The organism is Campylobacter sp. CFSAN093246, assembly GCF_012889415.1.
GTDB classification, from domain to species: Bacteria; Campylobacterota; Campylobacteria; order Campylobacterales; family Campylobacteraceae; genus Campylobacter_D; species Campylobacter_D jejuni.
The window spans coordinates 1,059,974-1,080,934 of the sequence record NZ_CP040613.1; the positions used below are offsets into that span (position 1 = coordinate 1,059,974).

Sequence of the window (20,961 nt, forward strand, 5' to 3'; positions counted from 1 at the left end):
TCAACCCTTAAATTTTAAGTTTAAAAACTTTAGCATCTCTAGAATTAATCACCAAGTCAAATAAATTCTTATCATAATTTCCCAAAAAAAACATTTGCACATAAGCACTATTAAACATGGTTTTATCCATTAAAATAAATTGTGCGTAAGGAATAGCACTATCCTTTAAATAAAAAATATAAAACTGAGCCTTATCATCGATTGGAGTGATTTTGTATTCACCTTGTTTAATAGAATTAATCTCTACGATACTATTTACAGAAACCACATTATCACCTATTTTAAAACTTCTAAAATCATCACTTAAAACCACTCCGTTGCTAAGATAAATTTCTCCATTTTTAACATCAAGTGGATAAGCTGTGCTAAAGGTAAAAGGTTTATCCAAAACTCCTGTATCTAAATTAATAAAAGAAAAACTAGCCACCGTAGAAAAAATCAAAGACATTCTAGTGGGCATATAAAGATAAATATCACGAGTTTTTGGTGTATCGATTTTAAAATCAGGTTTTGATAATGAAGCTAGAAATAAATCCACATTGCTTTGATTATAATCTTTCATCATGGCTTGTAAAATGTCTGATTTTAAAATATCATTTTGCGGAGCATAAAAGCTTTTTTCTGTATATTCTACACTAAGTCTTGCCATATTAGCTGCAGCTTGTTCATCTTTACTTAAAGAAAAAGAAGGGAAAAAATTATCCTTACCTAAATGCTTTCCACCATCTACTAAAGTTTTCACATCGCTATAATAACGCACAGGATAACCATAATCCCACCAAGTTACCACATAATCTTCTCTATTGGCTATATTTTTTAATTGATTTAATAATGATGCTTCATTTTGAGAAAAAACTGTTGGCGCTTTATAGTTGTAAATATGGATAAATACTGGAGCCAAAGTCAAAATAGTTGCAAAAACAATACAAACATTTGAAGTTAATTGGCTATATTTTTTAACCAATATAGCCTTAAACTCGCTCAATAAAAAACCAAATCCTAAAGCCATTACAGGTACAGAATAAATGGTAAATCTAAGCCCCCCTTTTAAGGCTAAAAACCCAAGCACCAATATAGGTAAAGCCATAATCATACTTTTATGTTTTCTCAAAAGCCATACAAAACCAAACAAAGAAAACAAGAAAACAATTTCACTACCACTAATTCTTCGCATAAATTCGCTAAAATCTACATTTTCAACTTCTTGTATGGTTTGATTGACATTAAAATACATAAAGCCCTGTGTTAAATTCGCACTTTCATCACTTCTAAAAATATAAAATTTAAGCTGATAAAGTATGGGATCAACCCCACCGCTTAAAATCAAAAATATCAAAGTTGCACTACCTAAAATTCCTATAATCATAAAATTTAAGCGTTTTTGCTCTAAAGCAAATAAAGCAAAAAGTATTACTATAATGGCACTTTGATAAAACCATGCTATATTTGAAAGAGTAAGAGAAGACAAAATCACAGCTATATAAAAAATCTTTTCTTTTCTATGAAAAATAAGTGTATAAATTAAAAAAAGTCCAATTAAAGCTACATTTAAAGTATAACTTGAAGGATACCACCAAAGATAAATTCCTATAAATAATGGCAAGGCAATCAATGAAAAAAAGTCTTTTTTTAAAATCATTCTTACCATAAAAAATAAAATAAACATAGGTAAAACAATTACCAGCATATCCGTATCATAATACCCACTCATAGTGCGATTATAATAACTGTTTGCTACACTTGCTAAAAGAGCAGCTACAAAGCCCATTAAAGGGCGTTTGTATTCATTAGCTAGTAAAATAATAGGAATCACCACCAAAGAAGATAAAAAAGTACTCATATATAAAATGATACTTTCAAAAGAAAAAGGTGTGATTTTATAAAGCCAATAAGTAAGCGTAGATAAAGAAGATCCATAATAACTCAAATCATTAGGCTGATGAAAACCTGCTATCATATCTCTTGCGCCCTCAGCAAAAGCATAGCCATCGTTTGAAATGATCATTAATTGATTATTGAAAAAATACTCGTTAAACTCACTTGCCCACCAAACCCAATAAAACCTGCAAAATACACTAAAAACATAAGCTAATACAATCATCGCAAACAAAACTAAATAAGGGTTTTTTAAATACTCTTTTTTCAACATCTTTTATCCTAATAAATATTTCAAAGCATCGCGTGCAATTTTTACTTTATCAAAGGCTTTAGCCCTAGTTTTAGCTTTGTTTTTATACGCTTTTCTTAATTTATCGTCTTCAAGCATAGTTTTTAAACCCTGAAACATAGAGTTTTCATTATCTACTTCTACTAAAAGTCCAAATTCATCATCGCCAAAAAGCTCTCTTGCACCACTTTTATGATCAGTGCAAACCACCGCACAAGAACAAGCCAAACTTTCGATTAAAACATTTGAAAAACCTTCAAACACAGAAGCAAAAGCAAAAAATTCGCATTTAGCCATGTATTTATAAGGATTATTATCAAATCCTAAAAGCAAAACCTTTTCTTCCAAATTTAATTCTTTAATCAAAGCTAAAAGCTCATCCTTAAGCACACCTTCACCTAAAATCACAAGCTTTAAATCTGTTTTCAATCTCGCATAAGCACGAATTAATAAAGCATGATTTTTACCTTTATCAAGCCTGCCTACACTTAAAATAAATTTATCTTTTAAAGCTATGTCTTCAAGGGCTTTTTGCCCTATGTTTTCTAAATCGATGGCATTGTATAAAATTTCACATTTTTTTGGACTTATACTAAAATTTTGCACTAAATCTTCTAAATTTCCCTTAGAATTAGGCAAGATTAAATCAGCTTTTGGGTAAAGCAAAGAAATTAGAAATTTATTTGCCAAAGAATTAAAATTATTTTTCATATACATCACACTTGGCGTAGTGCATTCATTGATCACAAGGCGAGTTTTGTTTCCAAACATTCTTGCTATTAAGGCTATATAATTAGGTCGATTTAAAAAAACAAATTCTGTATCAATACCTAAATTTCTGCAAAGTTTTTTGTATTTTAAAGCCAAAAAAGGTAGTTTTAAAAATTTCAAAATAGGATTTTCACTAGGTTTTGAACATTCTAAAAAATGAATTTGACACTCTGGAATTTCATAAGAAATTTTATCATTCATCAAGATCAAATGCACTTCAAATTTCAAACTTAAAATAGGCAATAAAGTCGCCACAACTCTTTCAGCACCACCACTTCCTAAAGAATAAATAAAAATGCCTAATTTTTGCATAAAGCCACCCGAATTTTTGATAATTTTTCAATCATATTATTTGGAATTATACTTAAAATGAGTAATATCAAAGCAGGAGCGTTGATTTTTATACTTAGGCTTTTAAACAAACATTTATAAAGGGCTTTATAATTTTTTGCAAGTTTTGCATAATAAGCTGCCATTTTATAATAACTCGCACAAGTTTTTTTATAATCTTTATCCTTACTCATTCTAAGTTCATTTTCTAAAATTTTAGCAAGCTCTAAATATCCCAAATACACCCTATGAGCATTTTTACTCGCACCTAAAGTCACGCTATCTTGCCTAAAAATTCTATAAATCCTAAAAGCCTTATGGATATAAAAACTTTTTTCTTTGTATAAATTTACCCAAAGCGTGGCTTCATTGCCATAAAATTCTTCATTAAAACGCTTATTTTCAAGTAGGGATTTTTTAAAAACAGAAAAAAACTCTCCGCTAAATTTAGCCATTAAAAAATCTTTTTTAGAAATTTCACTATCTTTTTCCAAGCCCTTGCCGCTAAATTCCTTGCTTAAATTTCCTTCTTTTTCTATCAAACAATTTCCAAAAACATGAGCATAACCCTCATTTGCTTTTTGCATCAAGGTACTTAAAGCCCCGGATAAAAGCTCATCATCATCATCTAAAAAAGTTACAAACTCGCCACTTGCTTGATCTAAGCCATTGTTTTTATTGCCATTTGGGCCTTGTTTGTAATTTTGATTTAAAAAATACTTAATGCGATCATCATCTTTTTGTAAATTTTGCACCACACTTTTAGTATCATCGCTAGAATTATCATCGCTTACAATAATTTCTAAATCTTTAAAATCTTGATTTTGTATGCTTTTAATAGCCTTTTCTAGTAAAACTTGACGATTAAAAGTTGGTACTATAACAGAAAGTTTAGGCATTTTTAACCTCAACTATAAGCTTAAGCCATTCTTCTTTGATATGAGAAATTTCAAAGTCTTTACACCTTTGTTTGGCATTATTTACAAGTTCTTTTCTAAAATTTTCATTATTTAAAACAAGTTCAAGTTTTTTAGCAAGTGCTATTTCATCATCACAACCTATCAAAAGCCCATCATGATTATCTTTGATTAAATCCTTAGCACCATTATAATAAGAACTTGAAATTCTACAAACCTCAAAATACAAACTTTCAATTAAAACCGTTGGCAAACCCTCTACAAAAGAACAAAGACAAAGCACTTTTGCTTTTTCATAAAGAGTCTTGACATTTTCAACTCGTCCTAAAAAATCAACTTTTATTCCTAAAGATTTTACCTTGTATTCAAGTTCTTGCCTTAACTCTCCATCTCCTGCTATAACAAATTTATAATTTTCTTGCAAATTTTTATCCAAATGCGCTATAGCTTTTAAAAACATTGCAGGGTTTTTGTTGTGATCTAAACGCCCTATAAAAAGAACCAAATTTTCCTTTTCAAAACTAGAATCAAAAGGAATTTCATCGCTAAAATGACAAGGATTTAATAAAAGCTTAACCCTTTTTACAAATCTTTCATAATACACCTTATCACTGCTTCCAAGCACACTTAAAGCATCACAAAAAGGATAGCTTACCCTTCTTAAAAAACGCCAAATTTTAGGTTTTAAATACGCTTCATTGCTATGCTCACTTATAATGAGTGGAGTTTTAAACCCTATTTTCGCAGCAATACAAGCAATATTAGTCGTATCCAAAAAAGAAATAAAAACATCAGCCTTACTTTCTTTCAAAGCCTTTCTTAAAGCAAAAAATTTCTTAAAACGACTTGCGATTTTATGATAAAGCGTATCAAATCTAAATTGTTCTAAACTTGTAACTTTAACTTCATTTTCAAGCTTATAAAAAGATTCTCCTTCATGAAATTTAATAATACTTACTTCATGCTCTTTGCAAAGTGTATTAGCTAAGGTTACTAAAACACGCTCAGCGCCTCCTGAATTTAAAGTTGCGATAATAAAGCTTATTTTCATCATTTCTCCTCTTTAAGCTTACCGTGTTCTAAACGATAAACCTTATCACATTGCGTTATCGTAGAAAGGCGATGTGCGATAATAATCATGGTTTTATCTTTAGAAATTTTATAAATTTCATCCATGATTTTTGCTTCACTTTGAGTATCAAGAGCAGAAGTTGCTTCATCAAGCACTAAAATTTCAGGCTCTAAATATAAAGCTCTTGCTATAGCTATGCGTTGTTTTTGTCCCCCGCTTAAATTACTCCCCCCATCACCCACTTTTGTTTGCACTCCTTGAGATAAATTTTTTATAAAATGCTCTAAATTTGCTTGTTTGATAACCCTATTAAGTTTTTCTTCATCAACCGCATCTCCAAAAGTGATATTTTTAGCTATACTGTCATTAAAAAGATAGATATTTTGCGGGATATAGCCTATTTTTTGGCGATAATTTTTTGTATTATTTGCATTTAATTCTTGCTCATCAATTAAAATTTGCCCTTCTTTTGGTTTTAAAAGTCCTATGATAAGATCTACTAAGGTGCTTTTTCCACAACCACTCTCCCCTATAAAAGCGATTTTTTCGCCTTTTTTAATGTTTAAATTAAGATTTTTAAATAAATGTTTTTTTCCCTCATAACCAAAGCTAAGATTGCAAATTTTAAGCTCTTGATTAAAGCTTAATTTTTCCTCGCCCAAATTTTCTTCTTCTTGTCTTAAATTTTGATAAATAATATCCAAAGAAGAATGATAATAAAGCAAATCATGATAACTTGTAATAATACGATTTGCACTTGGCATTAAGCGATAAAGCGCTAAAACAAAAATAGAAATCGTGGATAAAATACCTGAAATATCACTTTCATTTTTCAACACCAAAAATACCACGATAAAAACAAGTACACAAAAACCTATTCCTTCAAGATAAATTCTAGGCACCGCAGCTACACTTTCGTTGGTAATATTTGCTTTAGAAAAAGCTTCACTTTGCGCTTTAAAAAGACTTAATACTCCATCTTCTTTGGTTTTAAGCTTAATAAATTTGAAATTATTTAAATTTGTATTTAAAATTTCAAAGAAATTTTTCATCGCTTCTTCGCGTCTTACTCCTGCTTTTTTAATGATAGGGCTTAAAATTTTCACTAAAATAAAGGCATTTAACACCATAAAAATACTTAAAAATAAAGTGATTTTATAATTAATCAAAAGCATTAAAGCATAAAGCAAAAGCACTACAAAAATTTCACTCATCAAAAGCAAAAATGATGAAATCATAGTGCTTAGATTATAAACTTCCCCTGTAATGGACTTTAAAATTTCAGATTGATTTTTTTGAGTAAATTTTTCATAATTAATATTTAAAAATTTAGAAAAAACCTTATAACCGATCACATGATAACGCCCTTTAGAAAATCTTGCTAAAAGATGAAAATAATACGCATTTAACAAAGCTCTAAACACATAAAAAACAATAAGCCCCACCCCAAAATAAACAATGATTTCAAAAACAGGGATATTAAGATATTCTTTTAAGCTGATTAAATATTTATTACGATCAAAATAAGAAAAATCACTGGCCAAAGTGATAAAAGGCATTACCAAAGAAATCGCAAAAGTTTCTATAAAAGAAACAAATACTGAAAAAACAAGCAAAAAAAATAAAAAATTTTTATCTTCCTTACTTAAAATAAAAAAAAGTTTTTTTAACACTGTTTTTCCCAATCAAAAGCAGATTTGCAAATAAGCTCTAAATCATCATATTTAGGCTGCCAAGAAGTAAGATTTCTGATTTTACTTGCATCAGAAATCAACACACTAGGATCACCTGCACGGCGTGGGGCAAGTTCTACTTTAAAATCCACTCCACTAACTTTTTTCATCGCTTCAATCACTTCTTTTACGCTAAAACCATGCCCATAACCTACATTAAAAACATTACTTTCATTCTCTTGTAAATAATCCAAAGCCGCTAAATGCGCACTTGAAATATCATCTACATGGATAAAATCTCTTATGCAAGTACCATCTTTTGTATCATAATCATCGCCAAATATGAAAAGTTTATCACGTTTTCCTGCGGCACATTCAGCTGCAACTTTTATGAGTAATGTTGCTTTTGGATAGCGTTGTCCTAAAGTATAATCCATACAAGCACCTGCAACATTAAAATATCTTAAAATACAATGCTTAAATTCAGGATTTGCCATACTTGCATCACGCAAAACCTCTTCACTCATAAGCTTACTACGCCCATAAGGATTAATAGGTGCTAAAGGGCTTGTTTCGCTCACAACAGGAGTTTGTGGTTCGCCATAAGTGGCTGCCGTTGAAGAAAATATAAATTTATTTACTCCAGTTTGCAAACAAGTTTCGATGAGATTTGTCGTATTAACAGTGTTGTTTATATAATATTTTAAAGGATTTTGCATACTTTCAAAAACTTCAATGCTTGCTGCAAAATGCACAATAGCGTCAAATTTTTCTCTCTCAAACAATGCTTTTACGCCTTGAAAATCACTTAAATCTTGTTCGAAAAATTTAAAAGCTCTTATTTTTTGCAAATCTTCTATTGCGATTTTAGAACCCTTAGAAAGATTATCTAAAACACAAATTTCATGATCTGTTTTTAAAAATTGTCTTAAAGTATGAGAACCTATATAACCTGCACCACCGCTAATAAGAATTTTCATCATCATTCCTTTTTTTAAAAAATGTCAAAAATAAATTTTAATATACTTTCTTAAATACTTAAGATTGAACTTTTGAAATTTCACTCTCACAAGCTTTTGCAAAAACTTCTGTATAGGAACGATCTGATTTTTTTTCACGCAAAAAATCTCTCATATAAGAAAGAAAATCAACATAATCTTCTTCACTAACATTAGCTTTAATAAGTTCATATTTTAAAAAAAGCATATAGGTGTTTAAAACATCACTTTCACAATATTCGTGAATTTTTTCAAGTTCATTTTCATAAAAAAGTTTCATCACCTCATCGCCATGCACATCATATTTTCCTGGCAAACCCACCATAGAGCAAAGTGTATCAAGCTTTATTCCACGCCCATTAGATCCTAAGGATTCTAATAAATCACAATGTTTTAATTCTGAAAATCTTGTTTTATAATTATTCCATTTATCACTTTGAGTATCTAAATAAGTTGCTGCTTTTAAATTGTATTTTAAAGCCCTTAAAACAAGAACAGGCATATCGAAATTTTTACCATTAAAGCTGACTAATTTTGGCTCATAATTTTCTATAAAATTGAAAAAATTCTCAATCATTTCTTTTTCATTTTGCCCATCAATTTTATTTACTTTGATAAATTTTCCAAAATTATCACTTAAAACCGCACAAATACTGATAATTTTATGATAAGGCAAAGGCAAAAACTCACTCCCACTTTGTTCTTTTTGCCACTGAAGTGCTTTTAAACTTACCTCTAAATCACTTCCTTCAAAACCCAAAGTTTTGCGGATAAGCTCAACATCTGGCACACTCTCACAATCAAAAACACAAATATAACCTTCATTTTTTGCCATTTTTTAACCTTTTTTTAAATAATTTCGCTAAAATCATAGCAAAAATTTTAAAATATTAGGCTTTTAATGAAAATAGCAATTGTTCGTTTGTCAGCACTTGGTGATATTATCCAAAGTGCCGTGGTTTTGCAATTTATCAAAAATTTTAAAAAAGATATAGAAATTCATTGGTTTGTAGATGAAAAATTTGAAGGCATACTTAAAAACCATCCTTTAATAGACAAACTCTATGCCCTGCCTTTAAAAGACAAAAAAATTTTAAAAAGCCTAAAAATTCTTCTTAAAGCAAGAAAAAACAACTATAATGTAGTAATAGATCTACAAGGGCTTATAAAATCTGCTATTGTAAGTCGAATTTTAAGTAGAAATAATTTTGGTTTTGATAAAAATAGTCTTAAAGAAAGTTTTGCTCATAATTTCTACAACCAAAAACTTGAGTTAGATTACAATGAAAATGTATTTGTAAGATACTTAAGTCTTACCTCCTTTATGTTAAATACTGATTTTAATGTCAAAAATTTAGCCTTTAAACAAGATATTTTTAGCGTAGATGAAAATTTAAAACAACTCTTAAACAATAAACTCAAGCTCGACAAAAACGAAAAAAACATACTCATACACGTGGGTTCAAGTGTAGAAAATAAAATCTATCCTAAAACCAAACTTGCTATACTTTGCAAACTTTTAATCAATGAATTTCAACAAGCAAAAATTTGGCTCGCTTGGGGAAATGTAAAAGAATACGAATTTGCCAAAGAGGTTTTAAATCTTAGTGGTATTGATGAAACACATATAGAATTAGCACCAAAATTCAGCCTTGAAGAGCTAATGGCTTTTACAAAAATGATGGATCTTATCATAGGAAATGATAGTGGTCCAACACATTTGGCTTTTGCTTTAAATAAGGCATCTATTACGATTTTTGGTGCAACACCAAGCTACCGCAATGCTTTTCAAACTCATATCAATAAAATCATTGATGCAGGTAAAAAAATCCAAAATGCCAAGCATATCGATAAAAGTGATTTTTGTATCACGCGTATAGAAGAAGAAGATATCTTCAAACTTGCCAAAGGCTTACTTAATGAAAAATAGTGATAGAATATATCTTAGTCTTTATTATATTTTGAAATTTTTTGTTACTTTTATGCCTGAGTGTATCTTGCATTTTTTAGCTTTGATTGTAGCAAGAATCACTTTTTATCTTAACAAAAAACATCGCAAAATCATCGATACAAATTTGCAAATCTGCTTCCCTCAATACACTCAAAAAGAACGCGATAAATTGTCTTTGAAAATTTATGAAAATTTTGCTCAATTTGGAATTGATTGTTTGCAAAATCAAAACACCACCAAAGAAAAAATTCTCAATAAAGTAAATTTCATCAATGAAAATTTTCTTATAGATGCTCTAGCTTTAAATCGTCCTATTATCTTCACAACTGCACACTATGGAAACTGGGAAATTTTAAGCCTTGCTTATGCAGCTAAATATGGTGCGATTTCTATAGTAGGGAAAAAGTTAAAAAGTGAAATTATGTATGAAATTTTAAGCCAAAGTCGCACCCAATTTGACATAGAACTTATCGACAAAAAAGGCGGCATAAGACAAATGCTAAGCGCTCTAAAAAAAGGGAGAACTTTGGGAATTTTAACTGATCAAGACTGTGTAGAAAACGAAAGCGTAAGATTAAAATTTTTTAACAAAGAAGTGAATTATCAAATGGGAGCAAGCCTTATCGCACAAAGAAGTAATGCTTTGATCATCCCTGTTTATGCCTATAAAGAAGATGGTAAATTTTGCATAGAGTTTTTTAAAGTAAAAGATTCTCAAAATGCAAGCTTAAAAGAACTGACACTTTATCAAGCACAAAGTTGCGAAGAAATGATTAAAAAAAGACCTTGGGAATACTTTTTTTTTCATAGACGCTTTGCAAGTTATAATAAGGAAATTTACAAGGATGCAAAATGAATCTAAAGCAAATAAGTGCTATTATCATCGTAAAAAATGCAAAACAAACCTTGCTTGAATGTTTAAATTCTTTAAAAGATTTTGATGAAATTATTTTACTTAACAATGAAAGTAGTGATAATACCCTAAATATAGCTAATGAATTTAAAAAAGATTTTGCTAATTTGCACATTTACCACAGTGCTTTTATAGGTTTTGGAGCTTTAAAAAACCTTGCTTTAAGTTATGCAAAAAATGATTGGATTTTAAGCATTGATGCTGATGAAGTGCTTGAAAATGAGTGTATTAAAGAGCTTAAAAATTTAGAACTTCAAGAAGATAATATCATCGCACTTAGTCGTAAAAATCTCTATAAAGGCGAATGGATAAAGGCATGTGGTTGGTGGCCTGATTATGTTTGGAGAATTTTTAATAAAAATTTCACTCGTTTTAATGATAATTTAGTACATGAAAGCCTTGTTTTGCCAAGTAATGCTAAAAAAATTTATCTTAAAAATGGATTAAGGCATTATGCTTTTAGAGATATTTCCCACCTAATTGACAAAATGCAGTACTACTCAAGCCTTTGGGCAAAACAAAATATACACAAAAAAAGTGGTGTTTTAAAAGCAAATTTAAGAGCTTTTTGGACTTTTTTTAGAAATTATTTTTTAAAAAATGGCTTTTTATATGGTTATAAGGGTTTTATAATTAGCGTTTGCAATGCCTTAGGGACTTTTTTTAAATACATGAAATTATATGAACTTCAAAAGCAAAAGCCAAAAACTTGCGCTTTAATAATAACAACTTATAATCAAAAAGAACGCCTTAAATTAGTGCTTGATAGTGTTAAAAATCTAGCCTTTTTACCCAATGAAGTTTTAATCGCAGATGATGGTAGCAAAAAAGATACAGCAAGGCTTATTGAAGAATATCAAAAAGATTTTCCTTGCCCTTTAAAACACATTTGGCAAGAAGATGAGGGTTTTCGTGCTGCAAAAAGTAGAAATAATGCTATTAAAGCTTCTAAAAGTGAATATATAATTTTAATTGATGGTGATATGATTTTAGAAAAAGACTTTGTAAAAAATCATTTAGAATTTGCAAAACGCAAAGTAATTTTACAAGGTTCAAGAGTAATTTTAAATAAAAATGAAAGCGAAGAAATCTTAAAAAACAATAATTATAGTTTAGCTTTTAATAAAAAAGATTTTAAAAGTTCTAAAAATTCTTTTTTAGCTAAAATTATCTATAAATTTTCAAAAATAGAGCAAAAATTTTTTGATACCAAGGAAATAGTAAGGGGCAGTAAAACCTGTAATATGAGTTTTTTTAAAACTGATTTTGATGAACTTGATGGTTTTAATGAAAATTTTATTGGTTGGGGTAGAGAAGATAGCGAATTTGTTGCTAGATTTTTATTTAATAAAGGTATTTTTAGACGCTTAAAATTTAAAGCTATTGCTTATCATATTTATCACGAAGAAAATAGCAAAAAAATGCTTGAAAGCAATCATCAAATTTATTTAGATACCATCAAAAATAAAAAGATTTCTTGGAGATAAAACATGAAGAAAATAGGTGTAGTTATACCAATCTATAATGTAGAAAAATATCTAAGAGAGTGCTTAGATAGCGTAATTAATCAAACCTATACCAACTTAGAAATCATGCTTGTAAATGATGGTAGTACAGATGAAAACTCACTTAATATTGCAAAAAAATATACCTTAAAAGATAAAAGAATAACTCTTTTTGATAAGAAAAATGGGGGTTTAAGTTCAGCTAGAAACGTAGGTATAGAATACTTTAGTGGAAAGTATAAATTAAAAAACAAAACTCAACATATAAAAGAAAATTCTTTAATAGAATTTCAATTGGATAGTAATAATCCTTATAATATATATAAAGCATATAAAAGCTCTCAAGCTTTTAATAATGAAAAAGATTTAACCAATTTTACTTACCCTAGTATAGATTATATTATATTCTTAGATAGTGATAATTATTGGGAATTAAATTGTATAGAAGAATGTGTTATAAGAATGAAAAATGTGGATGTATTGTGGTTTGACCATGATTGCACCTATGAAGACAATATAAAAAATAAGCACAAAAAAACAAGGATGGAAATTTTTAATTTTAAAGAAGAATGTATAATCACTCCAAAAGAATATGCAAATCGAGCATTAAGTGTAGGATCTAGAGATATTTCTTTTGGATGGAATGGAATGATTGATTTTAATTTTTTAAAGCAAATTAAACTTAAATTTATAAATTTTATTATCAATGAAGATATACACTTTGGAATAATTTTGTTTGCTAGTGCTAATAAAATTTATGTTTTATCGCAAAAGTTGTATTTGTGCCGTTTAAGAGCAAACAGCATATCAAATCATGATAAGAAGATTACAAAAGCAAATGTGTCAGAGTATTTTAAAGATATATATGAAACTTTCGGGGAAAACGCTAAGGAAGCAAAAAATTATTTAAAAGCAGCAAGCAGGGTTATAACTGCTTTAAAATTGATAGAATTTTTTAAAGATCAAAAAAGCGAAAATGCACTTGCTATAAAAGAAACATTTTTACCTTGCTATGCCAAAAAAGCTTTAATGATTAAAAAATTTAAAAAAGATCCTTTAAATTTAAAGGAACAATTGGTTTTAATTAAGCCTTTTATTCAAACAAAACTTCCTTACGATATTTGGAAATTTTGGCAAAAAATAAAAAAATATTTAATAATAAAAATATAAAAAATTAATTAATTTTTAGGTATAATCACTATAATTATAGGAGAAAATATTTTAATATGCTATTTCAATCATACTTTGTGAAAATAATTTGCTTATTCATCCCTTTTAGAAAAATTAGACATAAAATAAAAAAAACATTTTTACTAAAAAACATACAACGAGATAAAATCGATTCTTATCTACCAAAAAAAACTCTTGCGCAAATTAATAAATACAACAATGAAGATTTAATTAAACTTAATAAAGCTATTATAGGTGAGGAGCATAAAGGATATTTTAATTATGATGAAAAATCTAAAGATCCAAAATCTCCTTTGAATCCTTGGGCTTTTATACGAGTAAAAAATGAAGCTATTACCTTAAAAGCTTCTCTTGAAAGTATATTGCCTGCTATCCAAAGAGGTGTTATAGGATATAATGATTGTACCGATGGAAGTGAAGAAATAATTCTAGAATTTTGCAAACAATATCCTTCATTTATACCAATAAAATATCCTTATGAAATTCAAATTCAAAACCCAAAATCAGAAGAAAATAAACTCTATAGCTATTATAATTATGTTGCAAGTTTTATACCAAAAGATGAATGGCTTATAAAAATAGATGTGGATCATTATTATGATGCAAAAAAATTATATAAGAGTTTTTATATACCTAGAAAAAATTATCATGTAATTAGTTACTCTAGGATAGATTTTATATTTAATGAAGAAAAATTTTATGTTTATCAGAATAAGGAGGGGGAGATTTTAAAAGCTCCTGGAGATTGTTTAGCAATACAAAACACTAACTTATTTTGGAAAGAAATACTTATTGAAGATGATACATTTAAGTGGAATACTGCAAAAAATAATATAGAGAATGCAAAATCATATGAAATTTTAAAAGTTAGAAATAGAATTTATTTTACTACAGAACTTAATAATTATCATTTTCCATTTATAAAAAATTATAGAAAAAATGATTATAAGCAGTTAAATTGGGTTAGCTTAGATGATTTTATTAAAAATTATAAAGAAAAATTAAAAAATCAAATAGATTTTAAAATGCTAGAATACAAAACATTAAAAAAAGTGTACAAAAAGCTTACATCTTCAACAAGCGATAAAATTTAAATTGGATTTTTTTAAAAAAAATATTGATTTTAAAACAAAGAACATTTCGCTTGCTTGATAATGAGTATTTTTCAATTAATAAAAAATACTCAATTAATTTAAGCAAAGTTAAGTTAAAATTGTAATTATATTGCATCTTCTTTAGAAGATATAGAACATTATCTTGTTCTTGTATATTTGTTTTTATATTTTGCAATGTTAATGTTTTGGTTATAGAGAAATTATTTATTTGATAATTGTATAAATTTTTACTCAAGTGAAATATAGTATTTGAAATATTTATCAAAGGGTAGTATAATAAAACATCTTCAGCCATATTTATTTTAGCATTTTCTAGCGATATTAAACCAACAGCCTTGAGATATAATTCTTTTTTTATAACTTTTGCCCACACTGTCCAAAATAAATTTTTAGTTTTTAATAGTTCTTTTAAAAAATCTTTTTTTGCATAACATTTTTCTTGAAAATTCAACTTTCTTTCTATTTTATTATTATTTTCCAATACAAATGCATTAAAAAATAATAAATCTATTTCATTGTTTTTTAAAATTTTCATACATTCTTCACAAGCATTAAGTTCTAAATAATCATCAGGATCTAAAAACATTATATAAGGAGAGTTTGCTACTTTTACACCTTCATATCTAGCTCTTAAAAGTTTTAAATTTTCTTCATTATGTATGATTTTTATTCTATCATCTTTTTTGGCATATTCTTTAGCTATATCTATACTTTTATCACTTCCACAATCATCAACTACAATTATTTCTATATTTTTAAAAGTCTGATTGATACAACTTTCTATTGCCCTTGCTATATATTGTTCCACATTATAAGTTGGTAAGATGATTGAAATTTTAGACATGTTTATTCCTTATTTTATTATAATTTAATTATAACATAAAACCCATTTTGATAAAATCATTAAAAATAAATCTTGATGGAAAATAATTATGAAAAAAGTTATTATTGCTGGAAATGGGCCAAGCTTAAAAGAAATTGATTATTCAAGACTGCCAAATGATTTTGATGTATTTAGATGCAATCAATTTTATTTTGAAGATAAATACTATCTTGGTAAAAAATGCAAAGCAGTATTTTACAACACCATCCTCTTTTTTGAGCAATACTACACTTTAAAACATTTAATCCAAAATCAAGAATACGAGACAGAATTAATCATGTGTTCTAATTTTAATCTAGCTCATATAGAAAATGAAAATTTTTTAAAAAACTTTTATGATTATTTTCCTGATGCTCGTTTGGGATATGATTTTTTTAAACAACTTAAAGAATTTAATGCTTATTTTAAATTTCACGAAATTTATTTTAATCAAAGAATTACCTCAGGAGTCTATATGTGTGCAGTAGCTATAGCTCTAGGATACAAAGAAATTTATCTTACAGGGATTGATTTTTATGATAATGGGGGGGGTATGCTTTTGATACCAAAAAAGAAAATCTTTTAAAACTAGCCCCTGATTTTAAAAATGATCGCTCACACTATATCGGACACAGCAAAAATACAGACCTAAAAGCTTTAGAATTTCTAGAAAAAACTTACGAAATAAAGCTATATTGCTTATGTCCTAACAGTCTTTTAGCAAATTTTATAGAGCTAGCACCAAATTTAAATTCAAATTTTATCATACAAGAAAAAAACAACTATATTAAAGATATACTCATACCGTCCAAAGAAGCTTATAATAATTTCTCAAAAAATTTTAATCTTCCAAATAAACCTAAACTTAAAGAAAATATTTATTTTAAGATTTTACAAGATTTATTAAAATTACCTAGTGATATAAAGCATTATTTCAAAGGAAAATAAATGAAAGAAATAAAAATACAAAATATAATCATAAGTGAAGAAAAAGCACCCTTAGTCGTACCTGAAATAGGCATTAATCATAATGGCAGTTTAGAACTAGCTAAAATTATGGTAGATGCAGCCTTTAGCGCAGGTGCTAAGATTATAAAGCATCAAACCCACATCGTTGAAGATGAGATGAGTAAGGCCGCTAAAAAAGTAATTCCTGGTAATGCAAAAATAAGCATTTATGAGATTATGCAAAAATGTGCTTTAGATTATAAAGATGAGCTAGCACTTAAAGAATACACAGAAAAATTAGGTCTTGTTTATCTTAGCACACCTTTTTCTCGTGCAGGTGCAAACCGCTTAGAAGATATGGGAGTTAGTGCTTTTAAGATTGGTTCAGGTGAGTGTAATAATTATCCGCTTATTAAACACATAGCAGCCTTTAAAAAGCCTATGATAGTTAGCACAGGAATGAATAGTATTGAAAGTATAAAACCAACTGTAAAAATCTTATTAGACAATGAAATTCCCTTTGTTTTAATGCACACGACCAATCTTTACCCAACCCCACATAATCTTGTAAGATTAAACGCTATGCTTGAATTAAAAAAAGAATTTTCTTGCATGGTAGGCTTAAGCGACCACACAACAGATAATCTTGCGTGTTTAGGTGCGGTTGCACTTGGTGCTTGTGTGCTTGAAAGACATTTTACTGATAGTATGGATAGAAGTGGCCCTGATATAGTTTGTTCTATGGATACAAAGGCTTTAAAAGAGCTAATTATGCAAAGTGAGCAAATGGCTATAATGAGAGGAAATAATGAAAGCAAAAAAGCAGCTAAGCAAGAACAAGTTACAATTGATTTTGCCTTTGCAAGCGTAGTTAGTATTAAAGATATTAAAAAAGGCGAAGTTTTATCTATGGACAATATCTGGGTTAAAAGACCTGGACTTGGTGGAATTAGTGCGGTTGAATTTGAAAATATTTTAGGCAAAAAAGCATTAAGAGATATAGAAAATGATACTCAGTTAAGCTATGAGGATTTTGCGTGAAAAAAATCCTTTTTATAACAGGTACTAGGGCTGATTATTCTAAGATTAAATCTTTAATGTACAGGGTGCAAAACTCAAGCGAATTTGAGCTTTACATCTTTGCAACAGGAATGCACTTAAACAAAAATTTTGGCTATACAGTTAAAGAGCTTTATAAAAATGGCTTTAAAAATATTTATGAATTTATAAATTATGATAAATATTATCAAACTGATAAGGCTTTAGCCACTACAATTGATGGATTTTCAAGGTATGTAAATGAGTTAAAACCTGATTTAATCGTAGTACATGGAGATAGAATCGAGCCTTTAGCAGCAGCTATTGTTGGAGCATTAAATAATATCTTAGTAGCGCATATTGAAGGCGGAGAGATTTCAGGAACTATTGACGATAGCTTACGCCACGCTATATCAAAACTAGCACATATTCATTTAGCAAATGATGAGTTTGCAAAAAGGCGTTTAATGCAGCTTGGAGAAGATGAAAAATCTATTTTTATCATAGGTTCGCCTGATTTAGAACTTTTAAACGATAATAAAATTTCACTTAGCGAAGCAAAAAAATATTATGATATAAATTATGAAAACTACGCTTTGCTTATGTTTCATCCTGTTACAACTGAAATTACTAGCATTAAAAATCAAGCAGATAATTTAGTAAAAGCACTGATACAAAGTAACAAAAATTATATTGTTATTTATCCAAATAATGATTTAGGTTTTGAATTAATCTTGCAAAGCTATGAAGAGCTTAAAAATAACCCTAGATTTAAGCTTTTTCCATCGCTTAGATTTGAGTATTTTATAACTTTGTTAAAAAATGCTGATTTTATAATAGGTAATTCAAGTTGTATTTTAAAAGAGGCCTTATACTTAAAAACAGCAGGAATTTTAGTTGGCTCAAGGCAAAATGGAAGACTTGGCAATGAAAATACACTAAAAGTTAATGCAAATAGTGATGAAATACTAAAAGCTATTAATACCATTCATAAAAAACAAGATTTATTTAGCGCCAAGTTAGAGATTTTAGATAGCTCAAAATTATTTTTTGAATATTTACAAAGCGGAGAATTTTTTAAACTTAACACACAAAAAGTTTTTAAGGATATAAAACATGCTTAAAAAAATCATTTCTTTATATAAAAGATACTCGATTTCTAAAAAATTGGTTTTAGATAATGAGCATTTCATTAAGGAAAATAAAAACATCTATGGAAAAAAACATAAGGGCTTTTTTGACCTTGATGAAAAGGCTAAGGATGTGAAATCACCCCTTAATCCTTGGGGATTTATCAGGGTTAAAAATGAAGCTTTAACCCTAAGAGTTTCTTTAGAAAGTATACTACCTGCTTTACAAAGAGGAATTATAGCTTACAACGACTGTGATGATGGGAGTGAAGAGCTTATTTTAGAATTTTGCAAGCAATATCCCAACTTCATTGCTAAAAAATATCCTTATAAAGTAGATCTAGAAAATCCTAAAAATGAAGAAAATAAACTTTACTCTTATTACAATTGGGCAGCATCTTTTATACCCTTAGATGAGTGGTTTATAAAAATCGATGTGGATCATTACTACGATGCCAAGAAGCTTTATAAGAGTTTTTATAGGATTGATCAAAAAAATAAAGCCTTATGCTACCCAAGAATTAATTTTATAATCTTAAATGGAAATATTTATGTGCAAAATAGTGGAAATTATGGATTCATAGGGGGGAGGGGATCAACTCTTGATTAAAAGAAGAAATAGTAGCTTTATAGAAAGAAGGGTTTCAAAAAAAAGCCAATGGATAGATCCTAAGGGACTTATAGAAGAACTCTACTCCGAGCAACAAGTCTTATCTCAAGGAGTGAAAATACTACAAGCTCCCCTACTTCAGTGGCATTTTCCTGCCTTAAAATACCGCCGAAACGATTACCAACAATATTTAGATATCTTGAGTTTAGAAGAATTTCAGGCCTTTCATCGTAAGAGCAAAGAGGCTAAAAAAATAGACTTTGCCATGCTAAAACGCCCTGTAATCGAGCAAATATTAAAGAAATTTCAAGGAGAGATAAAATGAGCTTAGCAATAATCCCTGCTCGTGGTGGCTCAAAGGGTATTAAAAATAAAAATTTGGTTTTATTAAACAATAAACCTTTAATTTATTACACGATTAAAGCTGCACTAAATGCTAAAAGCATTAGCAAAGTCCTTGTAAGCAGCGATAGTGATGTAATTTTAAATTATGCAAAAAGCCAAAATGTTGATATTTTAAAACGCCCAATTAGCCTTGCGCAAGATGATACTACAAGCGATAAAGTGCTTTTACATGCTCTAAAATTTTATAAAGATTATGAAGATGTGATTTTTTTACAACCCACTTCGCCACTAAGAACAAATATTCATATTGATAAAGCTTTTAATCTTTATAAAAATAGCAATGCAAATGCCCTAATTAGCGTAAGCGAATGTGATAATAAAATTCTAAAAGCCTTTGTTTGTAATGATTATGGCGATTTAGCAGGGATTTGTAATGATGAATATCCTTTTATGCCAAGGCAAAAATTGCCTAAAACTTATATGAGCAATGGTGCAATTTATATTTTAAAGATAAAAGAATTTTTAAACAATCCTAGCTTTTTGCAAAACAAAACCAAGTATTTTTTAATGGACGAAAGCTCAAGTTTAGATATTGACTGTTTGGAGGATTTAAAAAAGGTTGAACAGATATGGAAAAAATAACCTTAAAATGCAATAAAAATATATTAAATTTATTAAAGCAATATAATATTTATACAAAAACTTACATAGAAAATCCTAGAAGATTTTCAAGACTAAAAACCAAAGATTTTATAACCATTCCATTGGAAAACAATCAACTAGAGAGTGTGGCTGGGCTGGGGATAGAAGAATATTATGCTTTTAAATTTAGCAATATCTTACATGAAATGGGTTCATTTTCTTTTAGCGGATCTTTTCTACCTCATTATGCAAAAGTTGGAAGGTATTGTTCAATTGCTGATGGGGTTTCTATGTTTAACTTTCAACATTCTATGGATAGAATCAGCACTGCAAGTTTTACCTATGAAACAAATCATAGTTTTATTAACGACGCTTGCCAAAATCACATCAACAAAACATTTCCTATAGTTAACCATAATCCAAGCTCATCAATAACGCATTTAATTATACAAGATGATGTTTGGATAGGAAAAGATGTTTTGCTTAAACAAGGGTATCACACTTGGGACTGGATGTGTCATAAGACAAAGAGCTGTACTTACTAAAGATGTACTACCTTATGCTATAGTTGCAGGAATTCCAGCCAAAATTATCAAATATAGATTTGATGAAAAAACAATAGAAAGATTATTAAAAATTCAATGGTGGAGATATCATTTTGCTGATTTTTATGATATTGATCTTAATTTAAAAATAAACCAATATCTTGACCTACTAGAAGAAAAAATCATAAAAACTACTATAATCCAAATAAACTTTATTTTAGAGATATTGTCGGCGGAA

Annotated in this window: 19 protein-coding genes and 1 pseudogene; 12 read left to right on the forward strand and 8 right to left on the reverse strand. The window is 28.5% G+C overall.

The window, feature by feature from the left end:
- Positions 1-7 precede the first annotated feature (7 nt).
- The 7 genes from pglB to FBE87_RS05540 are packed head-to-tail and all read right to left on the reverse strand — an operon-like array spanning position 8 to position 8,763.
- Positions 8-2,149 carry an undecaprenyl-diphosphooligosaccharide--protein glycotransferase gene (gene pglB, locus FBE87_RS05510; RefSeq protein ID WP_100621737.1) on the reverse strand — a complete coding sequence of 714 codons (2,142 nt, stop codon included), beginning with the start codon at positions 2,147-2,149 and terminating at the stop codon, positions 8-10.
- 3 nt (positions 2,150-2,152) lie between these two features.
- Complete coding sequence (gene pglJ / locus FBE87_RS05515; RefSeq protein ID WP_100621738.1) at positions 2,153-3,250, reverse strand: N-acetylgalactosamine-N,N'-diacetylbacillosaminyl-diphospho-undecaprenol 4-alpha-N-acetylgalactosaminyltransferase; 1,098 nt, start codon at positions 3,248-3,250, stop codon at positions 2,153-2,155.
- Positions 3,238-4,167: a GalNAc(5)-diNAcBac-PP-undecaprenol beta-1,3-glucosyltransferase gene (gene pglI, locus FBE87_RS05520; protein ID WP_002866141.1), complete on the reverse strand. Its 930-nt coding sequence runs from the start codon at positions 4,165-4,167 to the stop codon at positions 3,238-3,240. The genes pglJ and pglI overlap by 13 nt, the downstream gene beginning before the upstream one ends.
- A complete protein-coding gene (gene pglH / locus FBE87_RS05525; protein WP_100626274.1) occupies positions 4,160-5,239 on the reverse strand; it encodes a GalNAc-alpha-(1->4)-GalNAc-alpha-(1->3)-diNAcBac-PP-undecaprenol alpha-1,4-N-acetyl-D-galactosaminyltransferase in 1,080 nt (359 codons plus the stop codon). Before pglH ends, pglI begins: the two co-directional genes overlap by 8 nt.
- Positions 5,236-6,930 (reverse strand): ABC-type lipopolysaccharide transporter PglK, encoded by a 1,695-nt coding sequence (gene pglK, locus FBE87_RS05530; RefSeq protein ID WP_052775087.1) that lies wholly within the window; start codon positions 6,928-6,930, stop codon positions 5,236-5,238. The genes pglH and pglK overlap by 4 nt, the downstream gene beginning before the upstream one ends.
- Positions 6,924-7,910, reverse strand: coding sequence for a UDP-glucose 4-epimerase GalE (gene galE / locus FBE87_RS05535; RefSeq protein WP_052775086.1), 987 nt, complete (start codon positions 7,908-7,910; stop codon positions 6,924-6,926). Before galE ends, pglK begins: the two co-directional genes overlap by 7 nt.
- Before the next feature lie 58 nt (positions 7,911-7,968).
- A complete protein-coding gene (locus tag FBE87_RS05540) occupies positions 7,969-8,763 on the reverse strand; it encodes a 3'-5' exonuclease (protein ID WP_002860221.1) in 795 nt (264 codons plus the stop codon).
- A gap of 66 nt (positions 8,764-8,829) precedes the next feature.
- On the opposite strand from FBE87_RS05540, the gene waaC reads away from it, so the two are divergent.
- Genes waaC through FBE87_RS05565 form a run of 5 tightly spaced genes read left to right on the forward strand, consistent with a single transcriptional unit; the run spans position 8,830 to position 14,582 of the window.
- A complete protein-coding gene (gene waaC, locus FBE87_RS05545) occupies positions 8,830-9,858 on the forward strand; it encodes a lipopolysaccharide heptosyltransferase I (protein ID WP_004308585.1) in 1,029 nt (342 codons plus the stop codon).
- Positions 9,848-10,735, forward strand: coding sequence for a lipid A biosynthesis lauroyl acyltransferase HtrB (gene htrB / locus FBE87_RS05550; protein ID WP_100621741.1), 888 nt, complete (start codon positions 9,848-9,850; stop codon positions 10,733-10,735). The genes waaC and htrB overlap by 11 nt, the downstream gene beginning before the upstream one ends.
- Positions 10,732-12,279, forward strand: coding sequence for a glycosyltransferase (locus FBE87_RS05555; RefSeq protein ID WP_100621742.1), 1,548 nt, complete (start codon positions 10,732-10,734; stop codon positions 12,277-12,279). The genes htrB and FBE87_RS05555 overlap by 4 nt, the downstream gene beginning before the upstream one ends.
- A gap of 3 nt (positions 12,280-12,282) precedes the next feature.
- On the forward strand, positions 12,283-13,467 hold the full coding sequence (locus FBE87_RS05560) for a glycosyltransferase family 2 protein (RefSeq protein WP_052795191.1): 1,185 nt from the start codon (positions 12,283-12,285) through the stop codon (positions 13,465-13,467).
- Between the two features lie 56 nt (positions 13,468-13,523).
- Positions 13,524-14,582: a beta-1,4-N-acetylgalactosaminyltransferase gene (locus tag FBE87_RS05565; RefSeq protein ID WP_002859245.1), complete on the forward strand. Its 1,059-nt coding sequence runs from the start codon at positions 13,524-13,526 to the stop codon at positions 14,580-14,582.
- Here the strand turns inward: FBE87_RS05565 and FBE87_RS05570 are convergent.
- On the reverse strand, positions 14,554-15,447 hold the full coding sequence (locus FBE87_RS05570) for a glycosyltransferase family 2 protein (RefSeq protein ID WP_002859246.1): 894 nt from the start codon (positions 15,445-15,447) through the stop codon (positions 14,554-14,556). The two genes, FBE87_RS05565 and FBE87_RS05570, sit on opposite strands and share 29 nt — an antisense overlap.
- An 88-nt stretch (positions 15,448-15,535) precedes the next feature.
- On the opposite strand from FBE87_RS05570, the pseudogene FBE87_RS05575 reads away from it, so the two are divergent.
- From FBE87_RS05575 to FBE87_RS05605, 7 genes and pseudogenes are all read left to right on the forward strand, one after another.
- Positions 15,536-16,413 (forward strand): annotated as a pseudogene (locus FBE87_RS05575) (alpha-2,3-sialyltransferase).
- Entirely contained in the window at positions 16,414-17,454 is a 1,041-nt protein-coding gene (gene neuB / locus FBE87_RS05580; RefSeq protein WP_002870496.1) for an N-acetylneuraminate synthase, read from the forward strand.
- The gene (gene neuC, locus FBE87_RS05585) at positions 17,451-18,575 is read left to right on the forward strand and encodes a UDP-N-acetylglucosamine 2-epimerase (protein ID WP_100621743.1); all 1,125 of its coding nucleotides are present in this window, start codon (positions 17,451-17,453) and stop codon (positions 18,573-18,575) included. The genes neuB and neuC overlap by 4 nt, the downstream gene beginning before the upstream one ends.
- Complete coding sequence (locus FBE87_RS05590; protein ID WP_168940543.1) at positions 18,568-19,191, forward strand: glycosyltransferase; 624 nt, start codon at positions 18,568-18,570, stop codon at positions 19,189-19,191. The genes neuC and FBE87_RS05590 overlap by 8 nt, the downstream gene beginning before the upstream one ends.
- Positions 19,184-19,516, forward strand: coding sequence for a hypothetical protein (locus FBE87_RS05595; RefSeq protein ID WP_019260376.1), 333 nt, complete (start codon positions 19,184-19,186; stop codon positions 19,514-19,516). Before FBE87_RS05590 ends, FBE87_RS05595 begins: the two co-directional genes overlap by 8 nt.
- Positions 19,513-20,178 carry an acylneuraminate cytidylyltransferase family protein gene (locus tag FBE87_RS05600; protein ID WP_002871705.1) on the forward strand — a complete coding sequence of 222 codons (666 nt, stop codon included), beginning with the start codon at positions 19,513-19,515 and terminating at the stop codon, positions 20,176-20,178. Before FBE87_RS05595 ends, FBE87_RS05600 begins: the two co-directional genes overlap by 4 nt.
- On the forward strand, positions 20,166-20,723 hold the full coding sequence (locus FBE87_RS05605; protein WP_251822031.1) for a hypothetical protein: 558 nt from the start codon (positions 20,166-20,168) through the stop codon (positions 20,721-20,723). The genes FBE87_RS05600 and FBE87_RS05605 overlap by 13 nt, the downstream gene beginning before the upstream one ends.
- The last annotated feature ends 238 nt before the right edge of the window (positions 20,724-20,961 follow it).